Here is a 26,315-nt window from a genome sequence, read left to right on the forward strand (position 1 = left end):
GAATAAAGGGACTTATCGGAGTATTGACTAAGATAAAACTGGTCGCCTTGCGGCGCTCAGGGGCTGGAACGCCTGCGGGCACGATTTGAAGCCCCGTAAAACCCACGGGTCTTCAAACTCGACCTTATGGTAAGCTGACAAAGAACGTCGACTAACCATAATTTCGCGGGCTGAGCCCCTGAGCCCCTGAGCGCCTCCAGGCTGAAGTAAGTGGTGACCACGACGAAATCGTTAATGAATTTAAGCGTGGTAAGGCTTTCCAGTTGCTCAGTGAAATCTTACGATAAGGTGAGTTCTATTTTAATCATATTACGTGTAACTCTTGTGCCGCAGTAGCCAGCACCGTGGCACGGACTATCTTATAATTAAACAAGGAGATTTTTATCGTGTCTGATGTAACCAACTACTGGCAAACCATTGCCGCACACGCCAAGGCCCAGAACCGGCCGTTCTTTTCGTTGGCGCCCATGGAAGCCGTCACCAACGCTATTTTCCGCCGGGTCGTTGCGAAAGCGGCCGCGCCCGACGTCTTTTTTACCGAATTTACCAACGCCATTAGTGTGACCCATCCCAAGGCCAAGTTTACGGTCCAAGGCCGGCTCTACGTGGCGCCGGAAGAGGCCCACATGCCGGTGGTTCAGCTCTGGGGTAACCAACCGGCAGCCTTCGAAGCGGCCGCGGCCGACGTGAAGACCCGGGGTTACCAGGCCATCGACTTGAACATGGGGTGCCCGGACTCTACGGTCATTAAAAACCACGGGGGCAGCGACTTAATTCGTAATCCCGAAGACGCAGCGGCCGTGATTGCGGCAGCTAAGACGGCGGGCTTACCGGTCAGTGTCAAGACGCGACTGGGCTACAGCCGGTTAGACGAATGGCCGGACTGGTTGCGTTTCTTGTTGGAACAGGACATTCCGTTATTAACGGTGCACCTGCGGACTAAGAAGGAAATGAGTCGGGTCGGCGCCCACTACGAATTGATCGACGATATTGTGAAGCTTCGCGATGAGGTTGCCCCCGACACGCTGCTCCAACTCAACGGTGACATCGATAACTACCAGGACGGGTGCGCCTTAGCAGCCGCTCATCCCGGGGTCGATGGGATCATGATTGGCCGCGGGATCTTTACCAGCCCGTTTGCCTTTGAACCCACGCCGCGAGAGCACAGCGTCAAGGAGTTGCTGGGTCTCTTGAACTATCAATTAGACTTATACGATGATTTTGCGGAGCGGTTCGACACGCAACGGTTTGCCTCGCTGAAGCGGTTCTTTAAAATCTACGTGCGTAACCAACCGCACGCCGCGGAGCTGCGGAACGCGATGATGGAAACCCACAGTACCGACGAAGTACGGCAACTGTTGGCGGACTCACCATTAACTAAATGAATTTAGCTCAACGCCGGTCAATCTGATCGGCGTTTTTTCGTGGTCTGAATGTGTATTTTTTGTAACAAGCAAAATTAACAACCCTATCAGCCAAAAGTGGTAAATTAGACTGGCAAGCAAGCTTTTGACCACTAGATTCTGGAAACTTAAACCGAACCAAAACGCGACAGGTCGGGATTAGCGACATGTAAGCGATTTTTATCAATAAGCTAGGTAATATAGGATTGATAAATTATTTGAGTTCAGGTATGATAGCTAAGGATTTTTTTCTGATCCGAAATTACCCCGACCGGCCCACTAATAACCGGGTCGTAACTTAGATTGAGGAGAACAGTGTTTTATGACGCCTACAATTCAGATTATCTTCGCCAGTCTCTCTGGCCGCAACCAAGCTATCGCGATGCATTTACAGGCCCATTTGGCGGCGCACGCGCAGACCGTGGTGACGGAGATCTCTCAAGCCGACGCCTATGCTGCGCCCCAAGCGGATGCGGTGATTTTGGTCAGTTACACCTACCACGACGGTGAGTTACCGGACGAAGCCCAGGACTTTTACGAAGATTTAGCCGCGGTGGACCTGCAGGGGACCTATTTTGCGGTCTGCGGCTCAAGCTCGACGCAACACGTCCATTACGGTCGCGCCGTGGACCGGTTGGCCCAACGACTGACCGAACAAGGTGGGATGGCCGTGGCCCCGGTCTTAAAGATCGACGGAGACCCCAGCGAGGCCGACCGGCAACGGTTGGACGCTCTCGCCGCGCAAGTTTTAACTACTCTAGACTCAGGAAATTAAAGATGAGGTGAAGTCAGCATGTATTTACGGAAAGCAAAAGCAGACGAATTGGATTTAGTATGTGACATTATCGAAGACGGCAAAAAACAATTGGCCGATGCCGGGATTGATCAATGGCAGGATAATTATCCGAACCGCGATACCATCCAAACGGATATCGATTTAGGTCGTGCCACGATTTTTAACAGTGACGACCACGAAACCTTAGGCGTCGCCGCGGTGGTTCAAGCCCCCGACAATTCCTATGACACGTTAATCGGGGACTGGTTGAAGGATACGGAGAAGTACGTCACGGTACACCGGGTTGCCATTTTCTCGCACCATCAAGGGAAGGGTTACGCGTCTAAGCTATTCCAAGAACTCTTCACGTACATCGCCGAACATCACCCAGAGGTTGAAAGCATTCGGATCGATACGCACCGGGACAACACCAAGATGCAACACCTGATCGAAAAGTTCGGGTTCACGAAGGTGGGGCGGATCGTCGGTGTTTACCAACCAACGGACGAATGTTACGTTTACGAAAAGTTGATTAAAAACACGCAAGTGGGCACCGATACGGCTCATACGCCGCACGTGGCCTAACGATTGAAAAAGTTGCTTGTGCGTGATATTTGTCGGCGCAGTCCGGGCAACTTTTTTAGGTTCGCGAAAACAGCAAAATTTAAACCATTAAAAATCTTTTATCATGACGGGTCGTTACCGCGAAATCGCGGTGGACGGCCCGTTTTTTCGTGAGCGGCATTTGAACGGTCCGGGGGCTTGCGCGATAATATAGATTATGTCACGGGGATTAACCCTTGCGTTTAAACGCATAACCGGGTAACCTATGACATAATCTTATTGTTTTATCATAATTGGTGCGCGGCAGATTTCAACGGCGACTAACTGAGAGTCGTCGCTAGCCTGGCAGCAGATCGGTACAACCCCCAATTAGCTAGAGCAAAAAGACATTATGCGTGGTGCGGGTTCGGTCAGACAACGGGACCTGCTCTCGCTGAGGAGGTAGGGCATCGGCGCCTAACCGCTCGGCGGCATGTCGCGTCAGTTTTTTAACTGACGAACGTGCGTCACGCTTCCCATTGACAATTGAATAGCTGACATCGTCAGTAGAAAGAAGGAATTAGATTGCAGAGAAGACTAAGCTCTCGCCAAATGCAGATGATTGCATTGGGCGGAACCATCGGCGTCGGATTATTTATGGGGTCTGGTTCCACAATCAAGTGGACGGGTCCTTCCGTCCTCATCGCTTACATTATTTCTGGTGTATTTCTGTACTTAATCATGCGGGCCTTAGGGGAAATGTTGTACGTCCACCCGACAACCGGGTCGTTTGCAACGTTTGCCTCCGAATACATGCATCCCGTTTTCGGGTACCTGACCGCTTGGAGCAACGTGTTTCAGTTCATCGTCGTTGGAATGAGTGAAATGATCGCGTTGGGCGGTTACTTTCGGTTCTGGTGGCCAAACCTGCCAGACTGGATTCCCGGGTTAGTGGCGATTACCTTCCTGTGTATCGCCAACTTGATTTCCGTGAAGATGTTCGGGGAACTTGAATTCTGGTTTGCCCTGATCAAGGTGGTTACCATCGTCTTGATGATCATCGCCGGACTAGGAGTCATCCTCTTTGGGTTCGGGAACGGGGGTCACGCGGTCGGCATCAGTAACCTCTGGAGTCACGGTGGGTTCTTTACCGGGGGCGCCAAGGGCTTCATTTACGCGTTAGCCATCGTGTTGGCGTCTTACCAGGGAATTGAGTTGATTGGGGTCACGGCCGGTGAAGCGGAGAATCCGCAACACACGCTGGTCGCCGCCATCCAATCAACGGTTGCCCGAATCTTGATCTTCTACGTCGGCGCGATCTTCGTGATCGTCAGCATCTACCCGTGGAACCAATTGAACCAGATTGGTTCGCCGTTCGTGCAGACCTTTGCTAAAATTGGCATCACCGCCGCCGCTTCGATCATCAACTTCGTGGTGATCACCGCCGCACTGTCCGGGTCCAACTCCGGTATCTACAGTGCCAGTCGGATGACCTTCACATTGGCCGAGAATCACCAATTACCGCGGAAGATGACCCTACTGAACCGCCACGGGGTCCCATTTTACTCCGTGCTCGCCATTTCGTTAGGAATCGCGATTGGAATTGTGCTGAACGTGGTCTTGCCGATGTTCTTCAAGGACGCCAGCCAGATTTTCGTGATGGTTTACAGTTCCAGTGTTCTTCCAGGAATGGTGCCGTGGGTTGTAATTCTGATCAGTGAGATCGAATTCCGCAAACAAAATCAACAGCACATGGCGGAGCACCCGTTTAAGATGCCGCTATCGCCGTGGTCTAACTACGTCACGTTAGCGTTTCTCGCCATTACGTTGCTGTTCATGTTCATGAACCCCGAAACGCGAATCTCCATTCTCGTCGGGGTGGTCTTCTTGATCGTGATGACCATCGTCTACTTCAAGAAGTACCAACCGCGTGAAGCGGCGAAGAAATAAGGGGGACTGCAACGTGAGTCGTCCAGGAAAATTTGCAAAGTCCAGTCGGGTAAAGCAGTTGCGGCAGTTCAACCGGCGTAAACAACAGCAAGCGGGGGCCACTATCGCTTGGAATCGGGTGACCGACTTCATGCTGGGACGCTACCAACTGACTCAGGGACGGAAATTACCGGCAACCGTGGCCGCGACCATTCAACGCTTCTTCAGCGAATGGCTAGCAACGGCTCAAGCCGCTGGCGTTCAACAGGTCCAATGGTCGGTTACGGCCTTCACCACGGCCACGCTCAAACGAATTGGCAATCAGGTGCCGTGGCAGTTTTACGCGGTGCTGGTAACGCAGTTTGGCGCCTGGCAACGGTTTATCCGGCGTGAAGGCCCGGTACTGCCGATCGAACCCCGGCGGCAAATCGTGGCGTTGTGCGAGCCAGCGGCCGTGCAGCAGCTCGTGGCCCGGCAATTAGCGGTTAACCTATTGGCCGTTACCGCCACACCGGTGACGGCGGAGCAGGAAACCCAGCTAGTTCATAGCCTGCTAGATGGTGACCAGGTGAACTGGACAGCCGTCAGCGCGTTATTTACCCCGCTAGGCTTCCAAAACACCGCCGAAAAACGGAGCGACACTTATCAGTGGCTCAACGATTTACAAACGTTAACCGTGAGCGACTTCCACCACTAAATCCCTAGATACGAAAGGTCAGCTAATCGCTGGCCTTTTTTTGTGGGGCCGACTACTATCTAAAGTGAATCACCGGTTCAGGTGAAACTTTTGGAATAAGTTAGTTTTTGATTATGCTTTGGAAGATTTTACGACAGATTAATAATTTACGTGCAAACGCGCAAATCATGAGATCTGAACTTCATTTAAATTATAGGAGTTGAGATTATGAAGCGCACATTACGTGTTAGCTTGTTTAGTGGTATTGCGGCGTTGCTATTAGGTGTCGGTGTCGCGGTTCCCGCTTCTGCGGCAACCACAACGACTGGGACAACCCAATCAACAACGAACGCAACAACTGATTTTACGCCATCAACGCAACCTTTGAATCTGGATTCGGCGCCTAACATTACCTTCGCGGCAACGACGGTTCCTGATACTAAGGCTAACGGTAGCTACGAACCAACTACTGTTGATAATCCAGTCGAAGTTTCTAATCCTGGGTTAGCTAGTGGCTGGAACGTCAAGGTCGCAAACTCAGAATTTAAGAATTCCGATACCACGGCAACGGCCGGTGACGGGACTGTGCTGGGTGGCGCGGTTTTGACGTTACCTGCTGGTTTAGCTTCAGCGGCGAACGAAGGTAACCCTTCCGTAGGTCCAACTGGGTCTTCGGTTAAGTTGGATGGTTCCGGGACTAGCCAAGAAGTCTTGAGTGCCGGTGCTAACGACGGTTTAGGTGTTTGGGATGCAACCTACGCACCTGCCGACGTTAACTTAGCGGTACCAGCTGGGCAAGAACCAGGGAACTATACGTCAACGTTGACTTGGACGTTGGGCAACACGGTTCAATAAAATCGCGCACCAACATCGAGGTTATCTAGATGAACCGGCGATGCGAAAGGCCGGTACCATGACTCATGGTACCGGCTTTTTGGGACCAAATAATCATTATTCCCATTAATGATGAACTGATGTGACGAAACTCGGGTGACCGAGCATGGGCACGATCAGCGTGTGGTCGCTGGACCGATGACGTGCTGATTGGTGGGCAAATCCGGCAACGCTTCCTTTCGGGAGTTCATCAGGACGGGAATCGGAAAATGGAGGCAGCAACATGAGAAAGCTTTTGAAATGGGTCGTCATTTTAGGTGGCTTACTCTGGGGCAGTCTGCAAGGCGTCCCAAGCGCACACGCCGCTAAAATCAACCCCGCGGTTGCCGGGGCGGGTTACACGGTACAGATGGTCAAACCCCGTAACCAGATGAATACGGCTTTGGGGTATTTTAACCTCAAGGTCCAACCGGGTGAGCAACAGCGATTAGTTGTGATTCTTCATAACTTGCAGGCTCAGCCGCAGAAGCTGACGTTATCCGTGAACCAGGCTTACACTAACGCCGACGGGGTGATCGACTATGATTTAGCCACCAAGAAACCGGACCCAACGTTACAGGTTCCGTTGAAGCAACTCTTTAAGACCCCGCAACGGTCCATTACGTTACCGGCCAACGGCACCGAACGGGTCGGGTTATCCTACGAAGTTCCGGCCGATCCCTTTAAGGGCACCACGCTGGGTGCGGTCTACGTGTCCCAGACTAAGCCGGGAAAGAAGTACGGTAAAGGAAAAATTACCTTGCAAAACCTCTACGCCTACGCCATCAGTATTGAAATGCGGGAAAGCTTGAAGGCAATTCAACCGACCATGCTGATGCATCACGTAGGGATCGGGCAAGTTGACCGGCAAAATATGGTCACGGCTAACTTGCAAAATTCTAAGCCAGCCGTTATGGAAAAGTTACGAACACAGGCGGCCGTTACCAAGCGGGGCTCTGCGACGGTCCTGATTCACCAGACCAAGCAGAATATGGCCATGGCCCCGAACAGCAACTTTAATTATCAGATTCCGTGGGGCAAGACCACGTTAAAGCCGGGCCAGTACACGTTACATCTCAGCGCTCAGGCGACGAAGGGGTCGTGGCACTTTACCAAGAACTTCACGGTCACCCAGAAGCAACTGAATCACTTAGCTAACCTGGCCAAACAACCACGACCAAATTACTGGTTATACATCTTATTAGCCATCGTGATTGCCTTGTTGTTGGCGTTGGTAGGCTATCTGATTTACAAGAATCACAAGAATAAGCAAGCGTTACAAGCTCAGCAAAAGTAACCGCAGGAATGGTTAGCAACAAGTTGATTGAATGAACAGGGGGCAGTCATTTGCTCAAACGCTGGTTAAGTGTTGGTGTTGTCATGTTAATCATGGGTCTGACTAGTGGTGTGACTGCACATGCCGACAGTGCTGAAGATCACGCACTAGCCACGGCCCCGGCTGGAATGACGTTGACGGGGGACGACGCATCCTTGACCACGTCCGACCAAGCGGCCAATCAGGCGGGATTTGTGCCAATCCGGCACGGTCAAGCCGTGGCCCTGACCACGGGCGAGGCTCAAGCCGGTGCGGTCTGGTCGACGAACACCCACGCCTTTCATTTGACGCAAAATCAAACCATTGCGGCGTGGGTCTACCTCGGGTGTGGTCAGCAAGCCAGTGACGGACTGGCCTTTGTTCTGCAGAACGATTCACGGATGGTCAACGCCACACCGCAATTTGGCGCAACGCCCATCGGGGAAACCCTGGGTGTTTGGGGCATCGATGCCGATCCGTTTCCGGCTACCGCGACGGCGCTTAGTCGCACGGCGATTCAAAATAGCTGGGCACTGGCGTTATCGACCGGACGGCACACGCAGGCCAACGCGACCGCCCCGGGCCAAGCCAACTCGTTTGACTTAGGTGCAACGACGCCCTACCTGGCGGCCGGTTATCCGGGCAGTGGCACGACCTATCAACGCCACAAGGTTTCCGGCACGCTTGGCGGCTTGCTAACACCGAACCGTTACTACTATAGTTTGGCGTTACAGGGACGCTTAGCGGTTCCCAACTTGGCTAACGGTCAGTGGCACCACGTCACGTTGCGGTGGCGAGCAGCTACGCACACGATGACGGTGATCGTCAACGACCGTCAGGCCACAACGAATGCGGCCGAGTCCGGGACTCGGCGGACTGTTAACGTTGACTTAAATCGGGTTGATCCCAACCATACGGGGTATGCGCGTTGGGGACTGACGGCGGCGACCAGTACGGGAGTTACCGCGCCCACTCTGGCCGTTTTGACGCAGAGTCCGCGTCAACCGAAGCAGGTGACCTCGGCGGTTAAACCGCAGTCGAAGCCTAAAATGACCACCCGTGCGACCAACGCCCACGCTGCCGTAACCGTGACGAGTCACCGGTCCGTTCAAGTACCGAGCACGCACCCCACGACCGTCACGGGTCGGGTGACGCCGACAGGGACGGCGTCGGCCCGGCCGACCGTGCAGGTCACGTTGAACGGCCAGCGGTTAGCGACGACTAAGCCGCAACCCAACGGAAAGTTTGCCGTGACGATTGATGCGGCTCAGTTGCGGCCCGGAACCGATCGAGTCAAGTTAGTGGCTCAGACGGCGACTCGCCGGACCGAACCAACGACCGTCGCCTTACACGTTGCGGGAAAGTTAACGTTTGCGGCCTTATCGACGGCGCCGGGGTTTCAAAAGATGCCGGTGGCGACCAAGAACGAACTGGTTACGCGGCAACCCGGCTGGCAGATTGTGGTGCAAGATACCCGGGGAACCGGGAGTCGATGGACGTTATCGGCGCAGTCCGGGACGTTTGTGAACGAGACAACCGGGCGGCCGATGGCGGGCGCACCGGTCTACGTGACGGATGGCACGATGACGCCGTTGAGTCGGGTGCCGACGACCATCATGACGCACACCACCAACGATGCTCAGGCCGATGGGAAGACTAACGTGCTGGCCCAGTGGTCGGCGAAGACGGGAATTTTACTACACGCCCAGCCCGGGACAGCGGCTGGGCGGTACCACGGCACGATTACCTGGACGTTAAATAATGCACCGGAATAACCAGGTGCGCGAAAAATGGTCTTAAATATTGATTTTAATTGCGTTAAGTCCGTAATTAAACTTGAACGCGCTATGATAAGAATTGTGATTAGTTTACATGATCGGCGGTTGCCATTTGGAAATCGTCGCACAAGCCGGTTAATCGACCAATTGGCCGGTTTGGCGGGCAACAGATGTTAAGTATGATAATTAACCCGGACACTGCCGTGAGCAACGGAACGCTTCGGGCGGATTGATGAAGAAGGGGGAATTAGAAATGCTGAAACGGTGGTTATGCGTTGGCTTAGCAGCCATTATGGTGGGACTCGCTGGTGGCAGCCAGGCCCACGCCGATACCGACTTTGATCAGGCCTTAGCGACGGCCCCGCAAGGTATTTCGTTGAATAAAGCTAATTCGATCATCGCCTTGGGAACGGCTCCCATGAGCACGGCGTCGGTGGATGACGTGACCAATCCGGATTCACCGGGGACCCAGGCGGTCGTCGTCAATACCGCCCCGTATCAATTTGGGACGGCGTGGTCGACGGATGAGAATTCCATTGACCTGACTCACAATCAAAGCATTGGATTCTGGTTTTACTTTGGGAATCAGGGCATTAATGCTGGTGACGGCATGGCCTTTGTTCTCCAGAACGATCCGAAAGGGATTGCCGCAACGCCACAGTTTACGGACCGACCAATCGGTGAAACGTTGGGGGTTTGGGCCGTGGATACGGATCCCGATCAAGCCTACGTCAGTTCCTTTGCCAAGACGGCGATTCAAAATAGCTGGGCTTTGGAATTCGATACGCACTACAATGGCTTGTCCGGTAAGAGTGCTTTAGGAACGGCGAACGCCTTTGATATTGGTGATCCGGCCGTGCATATTGCCTCGAACTATCCGGGCAGCGGGGATACCTACGTCAAGCGGACCGTTTCCGGTGGGTTGCTGGGCAAGGATCACTACTATTACAGCATGACTCATAACGGGGTCATCTCGGATAGTAGCCAGCCCAACTTCCTGTCAAATGGGCAGTGGCACCACATGACCTTGAAGTGGGATGCCTCGGCGAAGACCATGACTTATACCTTTAACGACCGGAACCCGAAGACGGGAGTCGCCCAAAGTGGGACTAGCCAGACTGTCCCAATCGACCTCAGTAAGATCGACCCCGACAACACGGGGCACGCACGGTGGGGCTTTACTGGGACCACGGGTCAGGACTACGAAAATAACCTGATTGTACTGGATAACACGCCGGGCCTGGTAGACGGGACCGCGGACGCCAGTATGCAGGATCTGACCCACAATCACGCTATTACCAAGGACAGCCAGATTGTTAGTGGCGACCAGGTCGAGTTGGACTATAAGTTACATTACAATGGCGGGCGACAATCTTGGTCGAACATCAATAGTCGGTTGAATCTGCCGAAGGGGATTACCTATAAATCGGCCGAAATCGATTACGCTAAGGGGTCGAAGCAGACCTTAAACGTTAGTGATATGAGCAATAACAAGTTGACCATGACGTTGGCCCAGTCACTAGACAGTCAGAATAATGAAGCGACGGTCAAGTTACTCGGTCAGGCGAACGACGTGCCGGAAACGGTCTATAATCCCGCGTTATCGAGTACCTTCTCGTCTAACGCGTTGGTAACCAACGCTGATACACCATCGTTTGCGATCAACCCCAACGTTGACTTGGATTTGAAAGTCACGTCGGGTAATCCGGTGACCTTAAAGACCAAGGAAGACACGACCGTTACGGGGAACGTGGCCATAACCACGACGGCCAGCACCAAGCCGACCGTTAACGTGCAAGGCAAGCTGAACGGTCAGGCGCTACCGGATACGCCGGTTGCCAGCGATGGCACCTTTAAGTTGAACCTGACGGCGGATCAACTGCAAATGGGGACGAATACGTTAAAGTTGACAGCGACGACGCCCCACGGTGATACGTCTAAGACGGTGACGGTCTTGATTACCGTGGTGGGCACCCTGGAATTTGGGGACGTTGACGGGACCAGTAGTTTTGTCACGAGTACCTTGACGGGGACCCAGCAGCTGGTTTCGCGGAACAAAGATTGGGGTATCGAGGTCAAAGATACCCGGGGAACCGGGCAGCAATGGTCGTTAAGTGCCCAGAGCACGTCCTTTACCGACAATTCGGGCCACACCCTAAGTGGCGGACCGGTGTACGTCGGAAGCTACGGCACGCAGCCACTCAATGGTCACGCCGTGCAGATCATGACGCACACGACCAACGACAGTACCGACGATGGTCAGGTGAACGTGGCCAATGACTGGGGAGACCGTAGCGGGGTTTTGCTGGACGTTGGTGGTGACACGTTATCCGGGACGTACCACGGCACGATTACCTGGACGTTAGCCAACGCGCCGAGCTGAGTCGTTTAAATTTGAGAAGCGTAACTGACTAAAATAAACGTTCCGTACCCGGTAGTGACTGAGTAGGGAATATTAAAAGAGCCTGGAATGATCTCCAGACTCTTTTTTAGGTTCATTAGTTAGAAAAATCAGTAATTTAGGAAGCTAACTTAGGATAACAGCCGGGTAACCATCCGTTCATAGATGTCGATAAACCGGTGATACATGTCGAGGTCGACGTATTCGTTGACCTGGTGCGCGGTGATGTTGCCGGGTCCAAAGACGACCACATCGATGTCGGGATTGCTGGCGAGGAAGGACGAGGCGTCGGTCCCCCCGGGAACCCCAACCATTGGCAGAGCTTGTTCCAAAACGGCCTTGCCAATCGTGTTGGCGGCCTCGATCAGCGGGGTGTCTTCGGCGGTGTGCATCGGCCGAAAGTCGCTAATCATTTCAAACGATAATTCGGCGCCCCCGGCGTTGAGCTCCGCGATGATGGCCTGAATGGCCGCCGTGATCTTGGCGTTGGGCAGTTCGGGGATGGTCCGAATCTTGACGGACATGTCGGCGCTGGCCGGGACCGTATTGACCTGTTCGCCGCCCTTAATCATGGTCACCACGGGGGTGACGGGACCGAGGACTGGGTTATGGTAAGTCTTAATGGAATCGAAGTAGGCTTTTTCACGTTCGTAAAAGGCCATGAGGGCGTCGATGGCGTTCTTGCCGATTTCGGGCATGGAACTGTGGGCGGCGACCCCCTTGGAATGAATCGTGAAGGTCAAAGAGCCCTTGTGTGCTAATTCAATAAAGTGTTGTTCGCGGGTGTGATTGACGGCGGCGAGTTTAGTGGCCGCATCGCCATCGATGGCTAACATTTGTTGAAGCTCGGGTTTTTGCAGTAGGCGTTTGTCGGCCCCACTGGGTTCGCCGACGATGAGAGCGGTGAGGTCCTGCGCGTAACCGGCGTCGGCGAGCTGCCGGGCCCCGTATTGACCGTATTCTTCACCCACGGTGGCCATGAACCGGAACGTCCCGTGAAGCGGGACGCCGGCTTCCTTGAGCCGAATCATGGCCCAAGCTCCGGCCATGAGACCGGACTTCATGTCGGAAGTGCCCCGACCATACATGTTATCGTCGTCGATGGTGCCAGACAGGGCGTCAACGCGCCACTTGGTGGCATCACCCAGGGCGACCACGTCTTCGTGACCGTCAAAACCGATGACGGGGCCTTGGCCGTCACCAATCTCGGCAACTAAGCTGATCCGATCGGGCTTGTAGGCCAGTTGTTTGCAGGTAATTCCGTGTTGTTCAAAAAGTTTAACTAAGTAGTCGGCGACTAATTTTTCCGTGCCGTTAACGGTGTTGAGCTTCACCACATCTTGAAGTGTTTGCACGACTTCATCCATAATTGTCCACCTCGTTTGGTTTATCAGCTCAGTTCGGGGCTGGCCCCCGGATGAACCGCTTACCTTGATTACAGCACTTTTTAATGAGGGGGTCAAGAATTGACACGGGGGTTAATCATTCCCTGACTGGTTTAAAGGCGGCACGACTTTGGCGGAAGTCGTTTTGGTAGGTAATTAGCGGAGAAAACGTATAATTGTAGGTGATTACCGCCGTTGGTAAGAAAATTATCAATCGGAAATCGAACAAACGTTCTGCAAAAGTGATAGACTTAAAGAACCACTTTTTTAAAATTGTTGAGTATAATCAGTTCCTTTTACAGGGGAAATCGATTGTGGTAAAGTATTACTTGTAATTTATAAAGTTACTTGTCAGGAGGCTCTCAATGATAACGTTTGAACACGTGCAAAAACAGTATACCGATAAGCTGGCCTTAGACGACCTGAATCTCACCATCCCCACCGGAGAGTTCTTCGTGCTGGTGGGCCCCAGTGGGAGTGGCAAAACCACGACGTTAAAGATGATCAATCGGCTGATCGAACCCACGGCCGGTGTCATTAAGGTCGATGGTAAACCGCTGCAGGACTATGATTTGCGGGCTATGCGGTTACGGATGGGCTACGTTTTGCAAAATATCGCCCTGTTTCCTAACCTGAACATTCAAGAAAACATCGCGATTCAACCGGAATCTCTTGGCTGGTCGCGCAAACAGCGCCTGGAACGGGCCCGAGCGTTACTGACCCAGGTGGGGTTAGCGCCCGACCAGTACGCGACCAAGCTGCCCCACGAGCTTTCCGGGGGCGAACAGCAACGGGTCGGTATCGTGCGGGCCTTAGCCACCAAACCCAACGTGGTGTTAATGGACGAACCGTTCAGTGCGCTGGACCCGTTGTCGCGTAAGCAACTGCAGGATTTAGTCTTGCGGCTCCACCAGGAACTGCAGATGACCTTCGTGTTCGTGACCCACGACATGGGGGAGGCGTTGCGCTTGGGGCAAACCATTGCGGTGATGCGTAACGGTCATATTCAACAAATCGGGACGGGGACGGATATCATGCAACACCCGGCCAACGATTTCGTGCGCGGCTTTTTTGAAAATCAGAAAACGCCGCGGGTCGAAACGGTGCAGAACTTAGTTTCCCAAGGGTACGGGACGAGCACCACGGCGGCGGCCAGCCTGCAGGCCACGGCCACGGTCAGTGCGTTAGCGCAAGCCTTACAGGGACAATCGCCGGTGGTCGTGGCGACGGCTCAGGGACAAGTCGCCCTGAGTACGGCGGACTTACTGGGCTATTTAGCCGCAAAGGAGGCGACGAGTCGTGCAACAGATTAACCACATCCTGCAAACGCAGGGCGGTGAGATTGTCCAGTCGATCGGCCAACATATCGGCTTGTCGCTGATTTCGTTACTGATTGCCGCTATTATTGCGATTCCGTTGGCCATCGTCTTGATGCCCCATAAACGGGCGGCCAACGTGGCGCTACAGGTCACCAGTATTCTCCAGACGATTCCTAGTCTGGCGTTGCTGGGAATCCTGATTCCCCTCGTGGGGATTGGGACCGTGCCATCGATCATCGCGTTGGTGATTTACGCGGTGATGCCGATTTTTCAAAATACTTATTCGGGATTGACCACCATCGACCCCGACCTCGAAGAAGCCGCCGAAGCCTTTGGGTTGTCGCGGCAAAAGAAACTGGTCCGAGTCGAACTGCCGTTGGCCATGCCGATGATTATTTCCGGGATTCGAATCGCCATGGTGATGATCATTGGGACCGCCACGCTGGCCGCTTTGATTGGCGCCGGGGGCTTAGGGACCTACATTCTATTAGGGATTGAAACCAACAATAACGCGTTACTGATTATCGGGGCCGTCTTGTCGGCAGCCCTGGCGCTGCTCTTTGGGGCGGCCATCGATTGGCTGGGGAAGCTGTCGTTCAAGCGCGCCGGCATCGTTTTAGGGGTCGCCGTAGTTTTAATTGGTGGCGTTGCGGGGTACCAGAAACTAGTTCGACCGCAAACCACGATCACCGTGGCCGGTAAACTGGGCGGCGAACCCGAAATCCTGATCAACATGTACAAGGATTTAATCGAGCAGGATCACCCCAACATTAAGGTCCAGACTAAGCCAAATTTCGGGGCCACGACCTTCCTGTTTAAGGCCCTCCAATCCGGGTCGATCGATATCTACCCCGAGTTCACGGGGACCGTCTTGGAGTCGTTGGTCAAGGGCCAGTCGAGTGCCAATCACAACCCGCAGGTGACTTACCGGCGGGCTGCCAAAGCGTTAAAGACTCAGTATCAGATGACGTATTTAAAGCCCATGGCCTATCAAAACGGATACGCGATTGCCGTGACGCGCCAGTTTGCTCAGCAGTATCATTTGAAGAAAATTAGTGATTTACAGCGAGTTGCCGGCAAAGTCCACGCCGGGTTCGACCCGGACTTTTACCAACAGAGCGCTGGTTATCCGGGCTTGCGCAAGGCGTATGACTTTAAGTTTGGCACCATCAAGACTATGGAGCCGTCGATTCGTTACCAGGCCATCGCGAACAAGCGCGTTAATCTGGTTGACGGCTACACCACTGATCCGGAACTAAAAGAGTATCACTTGGTCGTCTTAAAGGACGACCGGCACTTCTTCCCACCGTATCAGGGCGCGCCGTTGATGACCGAGAAGTTTGCCACGGCGCATCCCGAGGTCCGCGAGTCGTTAAACAAGTTGGCGGGGAAAGTCACGACCGCCGACATGCGGAAACTTAATTATTTGGTGACGGTCAAGCACGAAAAGGCTGCCACGGTGGCCCGGCAGTATCTGCAACAAAAGGGGCTATTGTCCAAAAATTAACCAGGTACGCTTGACAATTCTGTGAATCACGCTTAAGATTACCCTTAATTTCTAATGCATTTGTCATAAACAGCTAGGAGAAGAGTAGTGGTGCCTGGACCGTCACAGAGAACCCGGGTCGGTGGAAGCGGGTCGATCGCGGCACCATGAAGATGAACTCCCAATAGCTATCAAGCGGTCAACGCTGCTTGGTCGGTAGGAACCGTTAACTTTCCGGGTATTGCGCTGCAGTACCGTTGAGGCCCTTCGTGTGAGCGGATGGCGAATTAGGGTGGTAAAACGACGCGTTCGTCCCTAGAACTAAGTGATTAGTTCTGGGGACGGGCGCGTTTTTTATTGGCCGGCAAATGGGTTAGAAAAATAATAAGGTGTTTAGCCGTCGCCCTCCGGTGCTCAGGGGCTGGAGATGGTGAGCATTGAGTTTTTACCTTGTTGAAGACTGGCAAGTACCGTGAATAACACAAGGTACGTTTCCTGAAGTCAGTAACGGGATAGCCATTTTAATCAAATCAATCGAGTTTTAAATTTTAGGAGGAATTTTATTATGACAACCACTACTCAAACTGTTTATCCTTACCGCTACGACGTTGTGGGGAGTTTATTGCGGCCCGCTGCTTTGAAAGATGCCCGGGGGAAGTTCTCCGCCGGCAAGATTGGGGCCGACGAACTCGCCGCCGTACAACACGACGAAACCAAACGCGTGGTCCAAGAACAACTGAATTTAGGTTTAAAGGCCGTGACCGACGGCGAGTTTAACCGGAGTTGGTGGCACCTGGACTTCTTGTGGGGTCTGACCGGCGTGGGGCATTACGACTACAAGCAGAGTTATAAGTTCCACGGCAGCAAGACCCGGACCGACAACGCCGACCTGGTGGGTAAGATTGCCTTTAACCCGGATCACCCGTTCTTTAAGACGTTTAGCTACTTACAAACGCTGGTGCCGGATGACGTATTGGTCAAGCAGACCATCCCATCACCAACTATGTTGTTCCGTGACAACCGCAGTGATAATTGGTCCCAATTCTACGACAGCTGGGACCAATACCTAGACGACCTGGCCAAGGCCTATCACGAAACCATCGAACACTTCTACGCGTTGGGATGCCGCTACCTGCAATTAGACGACACCACCTGGGCCTTTCTGATCAGTAAGCTCAACGAAACGGCTGACGACGCCACGGCCCACGCCAAGTACGTGAAGTTGGCCGAAGATGCCGTCCGGGTCATCAACCAATTGCTGGCTGGCTTACCGGAAGACCTGACCGTGACCACCCACGTTTGCCGGGGGAACTTTAAGTCGACCTACCTGTTCTCGGGGAGCTACGATGACGTGGCCGACTACTTAGGACAACTGCACTACGACGGCTTGTTCCTGGAATACGATAGCGACCGGGCCGGAGATTTCACGCCACTCAAACGCATCTGGCACAACGACAGCCATAAGCGCATCATCTTGGGGTTAATCACGTCCAAGTTCCCCGAATTGGAAGATCCGGCGGCCATCAAGGACCGTATCCAACAAGCCAGTCAGTACGTCCCGTTAGACAACTTAGGGTTATCGACGCAGTGCGGGTTCGCCTCGACCGAAGAGGGGAACCAACTAACTGAAGACCAACAATGGGCCAAGTTGAAGCTGGTCAAGCAGATTGCGACCGACGTCTGGGGCCACTAACCTTTACCCAATTTTTACCGAAAATTAAGCGTGACGCGACCTGCTTTTGCTAGACTGAAGATGGTTTAGTGACCAGTGAACCGACCGGAAAATGTGGGCATTCCGGTGGCAAAAAGGCTACACTGAGGTTAACAACTAGGCCGGAACTTTCCGGCGAGGAGGGAACGCGTCATGACGAAAACAACCATGGTGTTCGGGCACCGCGGGTATCCGGCGAAATTTCCGGAGAACTCGTTAGCCGGTTTTACGTACGCCGTGCAGCACCACATTGAAGGGTTGGAGTTTGACGTGCATCTGACTAAGGACAACGTGCCGGTCATCATGCACGACGAGAAGATTAATCGCACCACCGACGGTAAGGGCTACATTCGCGACTATACGTTGGCGGAATTACAACAGTTTAAACTGGCCAACGGCGATAGCCTGCCGACGCTTGCGGCGTTCTTGCGGGTGGTCGCTAACCAGGACGTCCATCTAAATTTGGAGTTTAAGACCGATAAGATTCAGTATCCCAACATCGAAAAAATCGTGTTGGGGATGGTCCACGCCACGCCGCTGGTCCACCCGGTGATCTATTCGTCGTTTCACCTGCCGACTTTAAAGACCTGTCAGACGTTGGCACCGGACGAAATCTATTGTTGGTTGACCGATAAGCGGGTTAAAAACGCCGCATCCTTTGTGAAGAAAGAGGGGCTGGCGGGCCTGCACCTGAGTCACTACCAGGACGATATTCCAGTAGTCGAGCGTATCTGGACCGTCGACAGCGTCAAACAGGCCACTAAGTTGTTCAACGACCACGTGGCGGGCATCTTCACCGATGACTTCGAGACCATGATGGCGTTGAAACGGCAATTACAGGGTTAACTAAAAAAATCGTCATCATCCGTTACGGACGATGACGATTTTTGCTCGACTGTGAAATTAGTTAGCCGCTTTTTCAGTTTTCTTGTTAAAAATGAACCACTTGGAGAAGAAGTAGTTCCCGAAGATGGCCAAACCATGCCCAATCACCTTGGTAATCGTGGCGTGGAAGGACAACAACGAAATCCCGACGTACAGAATTAAGGCTTCCAGCACGTAGGTGAAGACCCGGGTGCCGTAGAACTTGCCCATATCACGGAAGGGGTGGGCCGAGGCGTGTTTGAAGACCAACTTCTTATCGATCCAAAACGACGCTTGCACACTGAAGACCCAAGCAATCAGGTTAGAAATTTGGTATTCCACCCCGAAAATGTTGTTGAAGAGGTAGAAAACGGAGATGTTAACGACCACGCCAAGCGAGCCCCAGAGGAGATAGCGCTGAATTTCTTTGTGCGCTTTTTCCTCCACCGCGTCGAGTTGTTCGGCAAATTCAGCTTCCGTTTCGGTGAGTTCGGCTTCGTATTCGGACTCCGTTGCGGGGTAATGATCGTGTTGTAGGGGCGTATGATTTTCGATTTCCATAAAATCCGCAGACCTTTCTTAGTGCAGGTAATGCCTTAATTATAGCGTTTTTAGGAGGGCCTGCAATGGTGTGGACCAGTTTTTTAGGAGGAAAAAAGACCAGCCCATGCCGGTGAGGGGCACGAGCTGGTCTTTTTAAGCTTAACCCAACACGTGGGTGAATTCGGCGCTGAGTTGCCGGACGTCAAACTTGTACGGCGCCAGTGACTTTGCGGGGTCCTTGAACTGTCCCTTATCGTCGAGTTCGGCGGCGGGCAGACTGATTTCCAGGTTGTTACTCAGGCGGTTAAATTTCAAGCCGCGTAAGACTAACGACAGGGCGAGGGCGGCTTGATACCCACCGCGACCGCCGTAAGAAACCATGCTGACTGGCTTACCGCGCCATTCGCTGTAAAGGTAGTCCAGCGCGTTTTTTAACGGTGCTGGGTAACCCCAGTTATATTGGGGGAAGAGCAACACGAAGCCCTGGTAACCCTGAATCAAGTTGCTCCAATCCTTGGTGTGTTTGAGTTCATAGTGACCATCGCTGGGCATGTGCGTTTCGTCCAGGAGGGGCAGGTTGATTTTAGCTAAGTCGATGATGTCGACGTTTAGGTCGGCCGTTTGCAAATTTTGTTTTAACCAAGTCGCGATACTGGGTCCGATCCGGCTAGGCCGGGTCGAGCCGATGATGATGCCAATTTTGGCGACACTCATAAATTCGTCAGCTCCTTATTTGAGAAAACAATTCGTGCAACGTGCACATGGTAGCATGCCTCTGCTATAATCACAACTATGGATAACGATATTTTTGAGGCCTTATTTGAAGTGTTGACGTTCTTCCATCAACCCCAGGACGAACGGCAGCAGTTGCGCCAAGCGGGGACGGCCTTGGAGCCGGCCGCGATGCCGATCATTGTCCGCGCCGGCCAACAGCCCGGTGTCAGTGTGGGAGAACTGGCCGGCTGGATTGGCCGGAACCATTCGTCGATTAGTCGGCAGGTGGACCGGTTGATCAAAACGGGCTGGCTAACGGAAGTCGAACGGGATGATCAACGGATTCGGCGCATCAAACTGACAGAAAAGGGTCAACGCGGGTTGATGCAATTAAAGGTCGCACGTGAAACTGAATTTAGCCAACGCATTCAGGACTACACGCCACAACAACGGGCAGATTTATTGCGGACGTTACGGCTACTGGCCAAGACGTTACGACGACCGAAGGAAGACTGAGACGTCATTGGAAATGATTAAGGACGATAGAATTTTAAAAATGGTCCCTCTGAAGAAAATTCGGAGGGCCACTTTTTAGGTTGATCCGTTATTTATAGTAATAATGATATGAATAAGGATGGGCGTAATTTCCAAGGTTACTAATCTTTTGAAGCATAACGGTGCGGCCGTGTCGTTTAGTCCGCTTGAATAATCCGGTATTATCTGTAAAGTTCTCGCCAATCGTCCAGTAACCGTGGTATTTGTGTTTGCTAACGTAAAGCTGTGAGCCGTTCAGATAATCACCCTCTGGACCGACAAACTGTTTCTTACCACTAAATTGACCGAATCGATATTTAGTGACTTTTAATTGGTGACCGTTGCGGTGCCAAGTTCCCCGTAATGATTTAGGGGTCGTAGTGTAGTGCCAAGCATAGGCCGTTGTGGTGTTGAAACTAATTCCCCCAAGAAAAAGCGCCATACACCCGATAATAATTAATCTAATTTTAGTCATGTTGATCTCCTCCTAGTTTTGATTATACAGAAAGATGATCCTAGAAAGAAAATTTATATGAATTCTTTACATGATGACCACCCAGCATAATTCAAATCCTAAAATTTCATTAACCTCAGGCTATTTTTAAGGTTCAGACGGTACAACTAAGCTAAAGCAAGCGCACGGCGCCTGCTGACTGATGTAAAGGGAGGAATTTTTATGTTAACCACCAAACGAAACATCACCATTGCTTTAGCTAGTACCATCGTCTTAGGGGGCCTAGTGGCGGCGCCCCAACTGTTAAGTGACCAATCCGGTACGGGTAACCCGCCGCAAGCGCAGGCCAAGACTAAGCCGAGTGGTAAACCGGGGAGTAAACCGAGTGGCACCGCAGCGCCGGGGCAGACCAGTAGCAGTAGTGCGAAACTTTCCGGGGCCAAGACCGTGACGAGCACCAAAAGTCTGACCAACGCCACGGTTAAATCGAGCACGGCCAATCAATCGGCCGTTTACGTGAAGAAGGGCGGGCGGTTAACCCTGACCGGTAGCCAGGTCACTAAGAGTGGCAACACGACCAGCACCGATAACAGCAATTTCTTCGGCCAAAACGCTGGGATTTTGGTCACCAAGGGTGGTAGTGCCACGATTAATAAGTTGACCGAAACCACGAATTCAATTGGATCGAACGCCATCTTCGCAACCGGTAGCAATGCCAAGGTTACCGTGAAAAATTCGACAATTAAGACCAGTAAAAGTTCTTCGCGTGGGTTGGACGCGACCTATAAAGGTAAAATCACCGCTAGCAACGTGAACATCACCACCAAAGGCAGTCACTCCGCGGCCTTAGCGACCGATCGGGGCGGTGGGACCGTTAGCCTCAACAAGGGGACCCTGAAGACCGCCGGGGATGGCTCACCCGTCTTATATTCGACGGGGGCCATTACGGCCAACAACGTGACCGGGACCGCCACGGGGGCCGAGGCCGCCGATATCGAAGGGTCGAACAGCATTACGGTTAAGAATTCAAAGCTGACCGGCGAGAAGAATAACGGCGTCATGCTGTATCAAAGTATGTCCGGAGATTCCGAGGTTGGCACGTCGGTTTTCACCATGACCAACGGGAGTCTGACGTCTAAGGTCAAGAGTGGCTCAAAGGGGACCTCTAACCACACCGGGGCCTTATTCTACGTCACCAACACCACGGCCAAGATGAACCTGACCAACGTGAAACTCAGTAACGCGTCCAACACCTTGATTCGCTTGTCCGGCGACCGGTGGGGGACCAGCGGCAGTAACGGTGGGAAGTTGACCTTTAACGCCAAGAATCAAACCTTGAAGGGCAACATTTTGATTGCTAAGGGTAGCACTCTAAAGCTGAACTTAACGTCCGGTAGCACCCTGACCGGGGCCATCAACAGTGCTAACACGGCCGGTAAATCGACGGTGACGTTAAAGGGCAACAACCGGTGGAACGTCACCAAAAACTCACACGTGACCGCGTTGATCAGTACCAAGAGTGCCCTGAAAAACATCCACTCTAACGGTCATAACGTGTACTATTCTAAGAGTAACAGTGCCAATAAATGGCTCAACGGTAAGACCTACAGCCTGACGGGCGGTGGCAAGCTCATTGCGGAATAGGGCTCATTAATTGCCCATTAAAAAATGTTCGGTTACCCCCATCATCGGGGAATAACCGAACATTTTTGTTGTGGTGGCCGTTAGAGCGCAACCAACAATTAACCCCATTGAATCAAACTGGGATTTAGTCTGATTCAATGGGGTTATGGACATGATCACCGGTGAACGTCGTGGTAGTTTCCGGGTACCACGGGGTCGGTCATCAAAAAGCTTTAGTTTGTCGTCTGTTTGTTAAGCAATCTTTACGACAGATTTATCATAACAGAGAAATGGCTAAATTTGGGCGTTCTGGACGATTTGTAATATTACAATTTTACCCGCCGGAAAAATAACCCTTGACGAACAATAAAACTATTTGTGAAGCCGTTACCAAAATCCTTGCCTTCCAGTGGGGCGAAGGGACTATACTAAACACAAGTCACAAATTGGAGGGTTATCAATGTCAGTTTTAACGGATAAGTTTAGTTTAGCTAACGGAACCAACATTCCGCAAGTTGGGTTTGGCACCTGGCAGATTCCGGGCGGGCAAACCGCCTACGATGCCGTGGCCAACGCCTTGAAGACCGGTTATCGGCATATTGATACCGCGAAGGCTTACGCGAACGAATCGAGCGTGGGTAAAGCGGTAAGGGATTCCGGCCTCGATCGTAGCGACGTCTTCGTGACGACCAAGTTACCGGCCGAGACTAAGTCCTATCAAGGGGCGTTAGCCGATTTCAAGACCACGCTGAAGAATCTGGACCTGGACTACGTGGACCTGTACCTGATTCACGCGCCGTGGCCGTGGAACGAGATTGGCAAGGACTGTGACGCCCAGAACTTGGAAGTTTGGCAGGCAATGGAAGAAATTTACGCGTCCGGTAAAGCCAAGGCCATCGGGGTTTCGAACTTTAACGTCCATGACTTGCAAAACATCCTCCACCACGCGCAGGTAGCGCCGATGGTCGACCAGATTCAATACTACGTTGGCTACACGGAACCGAAGATCACCAAATTTGCTCAGGACCACGACATGTTGGTGGAAGCTTATTCACCACTAGCGACCGGGGACATGTTGAACAACCCGGCCATTCGCGAAATGGCTAATAAATACCACGTTTCGCCGGCCCAGTTGGCCTTACGGTTCTGCCTGGAAAACGGCGTCTTGCCGCTGCCAAAGGCGACCCATCAAGACCACATCGAAGCGAACGCGCAACTGGACTTCTCAATTAGCGCTGCCGATATGGTGACGTTGAACGGGATGGCCGACACCGCGGCGAACCACTTCCACAACGGGACTCAAGGCTAAAACCTGATTAAAAAAGGACGCTTAGGCGTCCTTTTTGTTTACGGCAAGGTGTTGATTAAAGTGAGCCAGTTCGGCGGCGTCAACGTAGACCATCGTAAGCGATTGTGCGTGGTCCAAGGGGCCTTGACGGCGATACAGGGGGATCACCAGTAAGGTTTTAGCCGGAACGGCGGTGGTTAGCGTGCGGACTTCGCTGGTCTTGAACCGTAACGCTTGCCGGTCCAGGGTCAAGAGGTTGAGGTTGGCCGCTAAAACCTGACTGTGGGCGGTGCCGGCAGGAGCGTCGGGTTGTAGGCTAGCGACCAGTTGCCGGACGAACCGGCGTTGCCTGGCGCGCGGGGCGGCTTGGCAGATGACGCCGCCGCCTACTAAGACTAAGGCCAGAAAAGTCAGCAACAGGATCAGGGCTTGGGGTTGAGCCAAAACGAGGCTGAGCGGTAGGCCGCTGAGCCGTGTGACGTCGCCCAGGACGAAGCCAATCAGGCCTAATAAAAGTAAGGTTAAGAGAATGTAGAGATTACGATAAAGTGCAAAGCGCCGACCAAAGATGGTGCGCAATAGGGGACCTTGAGCGTGAACGTCGTGTTCAACCAGCGGCGTTAAATCGGGGGCGGGGGTCATTGGAATCTTCCTTTCAAACGTGAATGGGTTAACCTTAGCATATCTCGTGGTAAGACACCATGACGGCTTGAACGAGAACGACGACGCGGGGCAACTTAAAACCGCCACCGAAATTTTTCCGGTGGCGGCTAGTTTGAGCTATTTCACTTTTTTAGTTGCCAGGTCACGTTGTCCTTGGCGTTGTTCCAAGCGTTGCAGGATGACCGCCACGCCGATTCCTAAGACCAGCATCCCAATCCCCAACCACGGGGTGTTCACCAGCTGACCTTGGGCCACGGCTTGACCGCCCAACCCGGACCCTAACATGATGCCGATGTTAAAGGCCGAGATGTTCAGCGCGGAGGCTAACGACACTTCGTTAGGCGTGTAGGCTTCCGCCAATTGAACGATGTAGAGCTGTAAGCCGGGAACGTTCATGAAGGCAAACAAGCCCATGATGACTACGGCTAGCAATCCCCAGAAGTGCAGGTTGACGGTCAAGCGCACCAGTAATAATGCGATGGCTAAGCCCGCAAACATCTTCATGATGGCCGGTAACGGTTGCCGGTTCGCAAACCGACCGCCTAAGGTGTTGCCAATCGCTACGGCAACTCCGTAAAAGATCAAAATAACCACAATGGCACTGGTGGACCAGCCCATTTGCTGGTTCAGAATCGGGGTCAGGTAGGTGTAAACCGGGAACGTTGCCCCGTAACCTAAGGCCGTGATGATTAAGATTAACAGGAGTTGGGGTTGCTTTAAAATTCGCCAGATGCCCTTAACGCTGGTCGGGTTCGGTAAGGGTAGATCGTTAGGGACGACCAATAAATTAGTCACCAACCCGATCAACCCCAGGAGGATAAGGAAGACGAAGGACGCACGCCAACCCAAGGTTTGACCGATAAAGGTGCCCAGCGGAACGCCGGTCACCGTGGCCAGCGTCAGGCCGGTAAACATCACGGCAATCGCGGAAGCCCGCTTTTCGGGAGCCACCACGTCCGCGGCAATCAACGACGCAATCGCCATGAAGATGCCGTGGGCCAAGGCGGCCAAGACCCGTCCGGCTAGTAAGATGCCGAAGGTCGGGGCCGCCGCGGCTAACAGGTTTCCTAATAAGAAGGTCACCATGATGGCAATCAAGAGTTTTTTACGGTTCCAGCGGTTGGTGACCAGGGCCAGAATCGGGGTGCCGACCGTGATGCCGGCGGCGTAAAGCGAGACGGTCGCGCCACCTTGGGCGAGGGAGATGTCGAAACTCTGGGTTAACAAGGGCAATAAGCCAACACTAATAAATTCGGTGGACCCGATGGCAAAAGCGCTAATGGCTAATGAGAAGAGAATCCAACCTGATGAAATGGTACGCTGCATAATGGCGTGACCTCCTTTAAATGATTAATTGATGTTGCTTAGTATACGGGCCTGGCGTGTCGCTCACAAGACGGCACTTTAAAGTGCGCTAGGCACCTGGAGGTAACCTTGAGGTGTGCACTTCCGGATCAGTCAAAAACGGGCTGGAACGGGGTGGGCACGGATTTGAGCCCGAAAACCAGGTCTCAAATACCGACCTTTGTCTAGGTCGGCTAAAAAACGCCGGCCAAGACAAATTTCACTCCTGAGCCCATTTTTGACTGGTCCTCCAGTTGAGAGTGACTGCGTTGCCAGCGCTACTCATGTATTAGGCATTATTGAATGGTTATCATTTCGCATGAGTTGACGGTTTGGTAACTTATAAACGGGTGATTATTGTGTTGCCACTAAAACGATTGTAATTTGATTCGCTAGTGTTCAGCCTGGAGGCGAGCAGGGGCTCAGCCAGCGAAATTATTCTTAGGTGGCGTTTTATGCCGCCTTAGAATAAGGTCGAGTTTTGAAACTCGTGATTTTTGCGAGGTTCAAAATCGTGCCCGCAGGCGTTCCAGCCCCTGATCGCCGGAAGGCGGCCAGTTTGATTCTGATGGAATGGTATATGCTAAACCCCATAAGTAATTGTGAAGTTTTCAAGACTTTCAGGGTCAGATTGTGCAGAGAGTGAACAAACCTGATAAAATAGGTTTACTCAAACTAAGTAAGGGGGTGGCCG

At 52.7% G+C, this 26,315-nt stretch carries 22 protein-coding genes; 16 read left to right on the forward strand and 6 right to left on the reverse strand.

All coding sequences use genetic code 11. From position 1 onward, the window contains the following. Positions 1–386 precede the first annotated feature (386 nt). The 9 genes from FD25_RS03960 (at position 387) to FD25_RS04000 (ending at position 11,675) form a co-directional block, all read left to right on the forward strand. On the forward strand, positions 387–1,385 hold the full coding sequence (locus tag FD25_RS03960; RefSeq protein WP_057801555.1) for a tRNA dihydrouridine synthase: 999 nt from the start codon (positions 387–389) through the stop codon (positions 1,383–1,385). A gap of 340 nt (positions 1,386–1,725) precedes the next feature. Continuing rightward, positions 1,726–2,178 carry a flavodoxin domain-containing protein gene (locus FD25_RS03965; protein ID WP_057801557.1) on the forward strand — a complete coding sequence of 151 codons (453 nt, stop codon included), beginning with the start codon at positions 1,726–1,728 and terminating at the stop codon, positions 2,176–2,178. 18 nt (positions 2,179–2,196) lie between these two features. Beyond that, positions 2,197–2,763, forward strand: coding sequence for a GNAT family N-acetyltransferase (locus FD25_RS03970; protein WP_057801558.1), 567 nt, complete (start codon positions 2,197–2,199; stop codon positions 2,761–2,763). Between the two features lie 543 nt (positions 2,764–3,306). Further along, complete coding sequence (locus tag FD25_RS03975) at positions 3,307–4,671, forward strand: amino acid permease (RefSeq protein WP_057801560.1); 1,365 nt, start codon at positions 3,307–3,309, stop codon at positions 4,669–4,671. Between the two features lie 13 nt (positions 4,672–4,684). Then, complete coding sequence (locus tag FD25_RS03980) at positions 4,685–5,347, forward strand: hypothetical protein (protein ID WP_057801561.1); 663 nt, start codon at positions 4,685–4,687, stop codon at positions 5,345–5,347. 207 nt (positions 5,348–5,554) lie between these two features. Continuing rightward, positions 5,555–6,181: a WxL domain-containing protein gene (locus FD25_RS03985; protein ID WP_225428546.1), complete on the forward strand. Its 627-nt coding sequence runs from the start codon at positions 5,555–5,557 to the stop codon at positions 6,179–6,181. Positions 6,182–6,443: 262 nt separating this feature from the next. Beyond that, positions 6,444–7,496 (forward strand): WxLIP family cell surface protein, encoded by a 1,053-nt coding sequence (locus FD25_RS03990; protein WP_057801565.1) that lies wholly within the window; start codon positions 6,444–6,446, stop codon positions 7,494–7,496. Positions 7,497–7,579: 83 nt separating this feature from the next. Continuing rightward, positions 7,580–9,289 (forward strand): WxL domain-containing protein, encoded by a 1,710-nt coding sequence (locus FD25_RS03995; protein ID WP_235807913.1) that lies wholly within the window; start codon positions 7,580–7,582, stop codon positions 9,287–9,289. Positions 9,290–9,545: 256 nt separating this feature from the next. Then, positions 9,546–11,675, forward strand: coding sequence for a WxL domain-containing protein (locus FD25_RS04000; RefSeq protein WP_057801568.1), 2,130 nt, complete (start codon positions 9,546–9,548; stop codon positions 11,673–11,675). 149 nt (positions 11,676–11,824) lie between these two features. Here the strand turns inward: FD25_RS04000 and FD25_RS04005 are convergent, their stop codons facing one another. Continuing rightward, positions 11,825–13,060 (reverse strand): ArgE/DapE family deacylase, encoded by a 1,236-nt coding sequence (locus FD25_RS04005; protein WP_057801571.1) that lies wholly within the window; start codon positions 13,058–13,060, stop codon positions 11,825–11,827. Positions 13,061–13,443: 383 nt separating this feature from the next. On the opposite strand from FD25_RS04005, the gene FD25_RS04010 reads away from it, so the two are divergent. The 4 genes from FD25_RS04010 (at position 13,444) to FD25_RS04025 (ending at position 18,440) form a co-directional block, all read left to right on the forward strand. Further along, positions 13,444–14,391 (forward strand): ABC transporter ATP-binding protein, encoded by a 948-nt coding sequence (locus FD25_RS04010; protein ID WP_057801572.1) that lies wholly within the window; start codon positions 13,444–13,446, stop codon positions 14,389–14,391. Then, complete coding sequence (locus FD25_RS04015) at positions 14,378–15,904, forward strand: ABC transporter permease/substrate-binding protein (protein ID WP_057801574.1); 1,527 nt, start codon at positions 14,378–14,380, stop codon at positions 15,902–15,904. The genes FD25_RS04010 and FD25_RS04015 overlap by 14 nt, the downstream gene beginning before the upstream one ends. Before the next feature lie 544 nt (positions 15,905–16,448). Next, entirely contained in the window at positions 16,449–17,576 is a 1,128-nt protein-coding gene (locus FD25_RS04020) for a vitamin B12 independent methionine synthase (protein WP_057801576.1), read from the forward strand. 171 nt (positions 17,577–17,747) lie between these two features. Then, positions 17,748–18,440, forward strand: coding sequence for a glycerophosphodiester phosphodiesterase family protein (locus FD25_RS04025; RefSeq protein WP_057801577.1), 693 nt, complete (start codon positions 17,748–17,750; stop codon positions 18,438–18,440). 57 nt (positions 18,441–18,497) lie between these two features. Here the strand turns inward: FD25_RS04025 and FD25_RS04030 are convergent, their stop codons facing one another. Both FD25_RS04030 and FD25_RS04035 read right to left on the reverse strand, forming a co-directional pair. Then, positions 18,498–19,019 carry a GtrA family protein gene (locus FD25_RS04030; RefSeq protein WP_225428547.1) on the reverse strand — a complete coding sequence of 174 codons (522 nt, stop codon included), beginning with the start codon at positions 19,017–19,019 and terminating at the stop codon, positions 18,498–18,500. A 141-nt stretch (positions 19,020–19,160) separates the two neighbouring features. Further along, positions 19,161–19,715 carry an NADPH-dependent FMN reductase gene (locus tag FD25_RS04035; protein ID WP_057801579.1) on the reverse strand — a complete coding sequence of 185 codons (555 nt, stop codon included), beginning with the start codon at positions 19,713–19,715 and terminating at the stop codon, positions 19,161–19,163. A gap of 78 nt (positions 19,716–19,793) precedes the next feature. Here FD25_RS04035 and FD25_RS04040 point away from each other — a divergent pair, with 78 nt between their 5' ends. Next, complete coding sequence (locus FD25_RS04040) at positions 19,794–20,231, forward strand: MarR family winged helix-turn-helix transcriptional regulator (protein ID WP_057801581.1); 438 nt, start codon at positions 19,794–19,796, stop codon at positions 20,229–20,231. Positions 20,232–20,319: 88 nt separating this feature from the next. Here FD25_RS04040 and FD25_RS04045 read toward each other — a convergent pair whose 3' ends face one another. After that, a complete protein-coding gene (locus FD25_RS04045) occupies positions 20,320–20,724 on the reverse strand; it encodes a hypothetical protein (protein WP_057801583.1) in 405 nt (134 codons plus the stop codon). A 201-nt stretch (positions 20,725–20,925) separates the two neighbouring features. Here FD25_RS04045 and FD25_RS04050 point away from each other — a divergent pair, with 201 nt between their 5' ends. Beyond that, a complete protein-coding gene (locus tag FD25_RS04050) occupies positions 20,926–22,347 on the forward strand; it encodes a hypothetical protein (RefSeq protein ID WP_057801585.1) in 1,422 nt (473 codons plus the stop codon). Positions 22,348–22,786: 439 nt separating this feature from the next. Further along, positions 22,787–23,635 carry an aldo/keto reductase gene (locus tag FD25_RS04055; protein WP_057801587.1) on the forward strand — a complete coding sequence of 283 codons (849 nt, stop codon included), beginning with the start codon at positions 22,787–22,789 and terminating at the stop codon, positions 23,633–23,635. A 21-nt stretch (positions 23,636–23,656) separates the two neighbouring features. On the opposite strand, the gene FD25_RS04060 is transcribed toward FD25_RS04055, so the two are convergent. Beyond that, positions 23,657–24,256, reverse strand: coding sequence for a hypothetical protein (locus FD25_RS04060; RefSeq protein WP_057801589.1), 600 nt, complete (start codon positions 24,254–24,256; stop codon positions 23,657–23,659). A gap of 138 nt (positions 24,257–24,394) precedes the next feature. Continuing rightward, entirely contained in the window at positions 24,395–25,603 is a 1,209-nt protein-coding gene (locus tag FD25_RS04065; protein ID WP_057801591.1) for an MFS transporter, read from the reverse strand. Between the last annotated feature and the right edge of the window lie 712 nt (positions 25,604–26,315).

Source organism: Levilactobacillus acidifarinae DSM 19394 = JCM 15949, assembly GCF_001434835.1.
Classification (GTDB): domain Bacteria; phylum Bacillota; class Bacilli; order Lactobacillales; family Lactobacillaceae; genus Levilactobacillus; species Levilactobacillus acidifarinae.

Excerpts from the sequence above, each read along its gene's own strand:
- FD25_RS03965 (WP_057801557.1), top strand. The coding sequence starts at position 1,726 with ATGACGCCTACAATTCAGATTATCTTCGCCAGTCTCTCTGGCCGCAAC.
- FD25_RS03970 (WP_057801558.1), top strand. The coding sequence starts at position 2,197 with ATGTATTTACGGAAAGCAAAAGCAGACGAATTGGATTTAGTATGTGAC.
- FD25_RS03985 (WP_225428546.1), top strand. The coding sequence starts at position 5,555 with ATGAAGCGCACATTACGTGTTAGCTTGTTTAGTGGTATTGCGGCGTTG.
- FD25_RS03990 (WP_057801565.1), top strand. The coding sequence starts at position 6,444 with ATGAGAAAGCTTTTGAAATGGGTCGTCATTTTAGGTGGCTTACTCTGG.
- FD25_RS03995 (WP_235807913.1), top strand. The coding sequence starts at position 7,580 with ATGTTAATCATGGGTCTGACTAGTGGTGTGACTGCACATGCCGACAGT.
- FD25_RS04000 (WP_057801568.1), top strand. The coding sequence starts at position 9,546 with ATGCTGAAACGGTGGTTATGCGTTGGCTTAGCAGCCATTATGGTGGGA.
- FD25_RS04005 (WP_057801571.1), bottom strand. The coding sequence starts at position 13,060 with ATGGATGAAGTCGTGCAAACACTTCAAGATGTGGTGAAGCTCAACACC.
- FD25_RS04010 (WP_057801572.1), top strand. The coding sequence starts at position 13,444 with ATGATAACGTTTGAACACGTGCAAAAACAGTATACCGATAAGCTGGCC.
- FD25_RS04020 (WP_057801576.1), top strand. The coding sequence starts at position 16,449 with ATGACAACCACTACTCAAACTGTTTATCCTTACCGCTACGACGTTGTG.
- FD25_RS04025 (WP_057801577.1), top strand. The coding sequence starts at position 17,748 with ATGACGAAAACAACCATGGTGTTCGGGCACCGCGGGTATCCGGCGAAA.
- FD25_RS04030 (WP_225428547.1), bottom strand. The coding sequence starts at position 19,019 with ATGGAAATCGAAAATCATACGCCCCTACAACACGATCATTACCCCGCA.
- FD25_RS04035 (WP_057801579.1), bottom strand. The coding sequence starts at position 19,715 with ATGAGTGTCGCCAAAATTGGCATCATCATCGGCTCGACCCGGCCTAGC.
- FD25_RS04040 (WP_057801581.1), top strand. The coding sequence starts at position 19,794 with ATGGATAACGATATTTTTGAGGCCTTATTTGAAGTGTTGACGTTCTTC.
- FD25_RS04045 (WP_057801583.1), bottom strand. The coding sequence starts at position 20,724 with ATGACTAAAATTAGATTAATTATTATCGGGTGTATGGCGCTTTTTCTT.
- FD25_RS04050 (WP_057801585.1), top strand. The coding sequence starts at position 20,926 with ATGTTAACCACCAAACGAAACATCACCATTGCTTTAGCTAGTACCATC.
- FD25_RS04055 (WP_057801587.1), top strand. The coding sequence starts at position 22,787 with ATGTCAGTTTTAACGGATAAGTTTAGTTTAGCTAACGGAACCAACATT.
- FD25_RS04060 (WP_057801589.1), bottom strand. The coding sequence starts at position 24,256 with ATGACCCCCGCCCCCGATTTAACGCCGCTGGTTGAACACGACGTTCAC.
- FD25_RS04065 (WP_057801591.1), bottom strand. The coding sequence starts at position 25,603 with ATGCAGCGTACCATTTCATCAGGTTGGATTCTCTTCTCATTAGCCATT.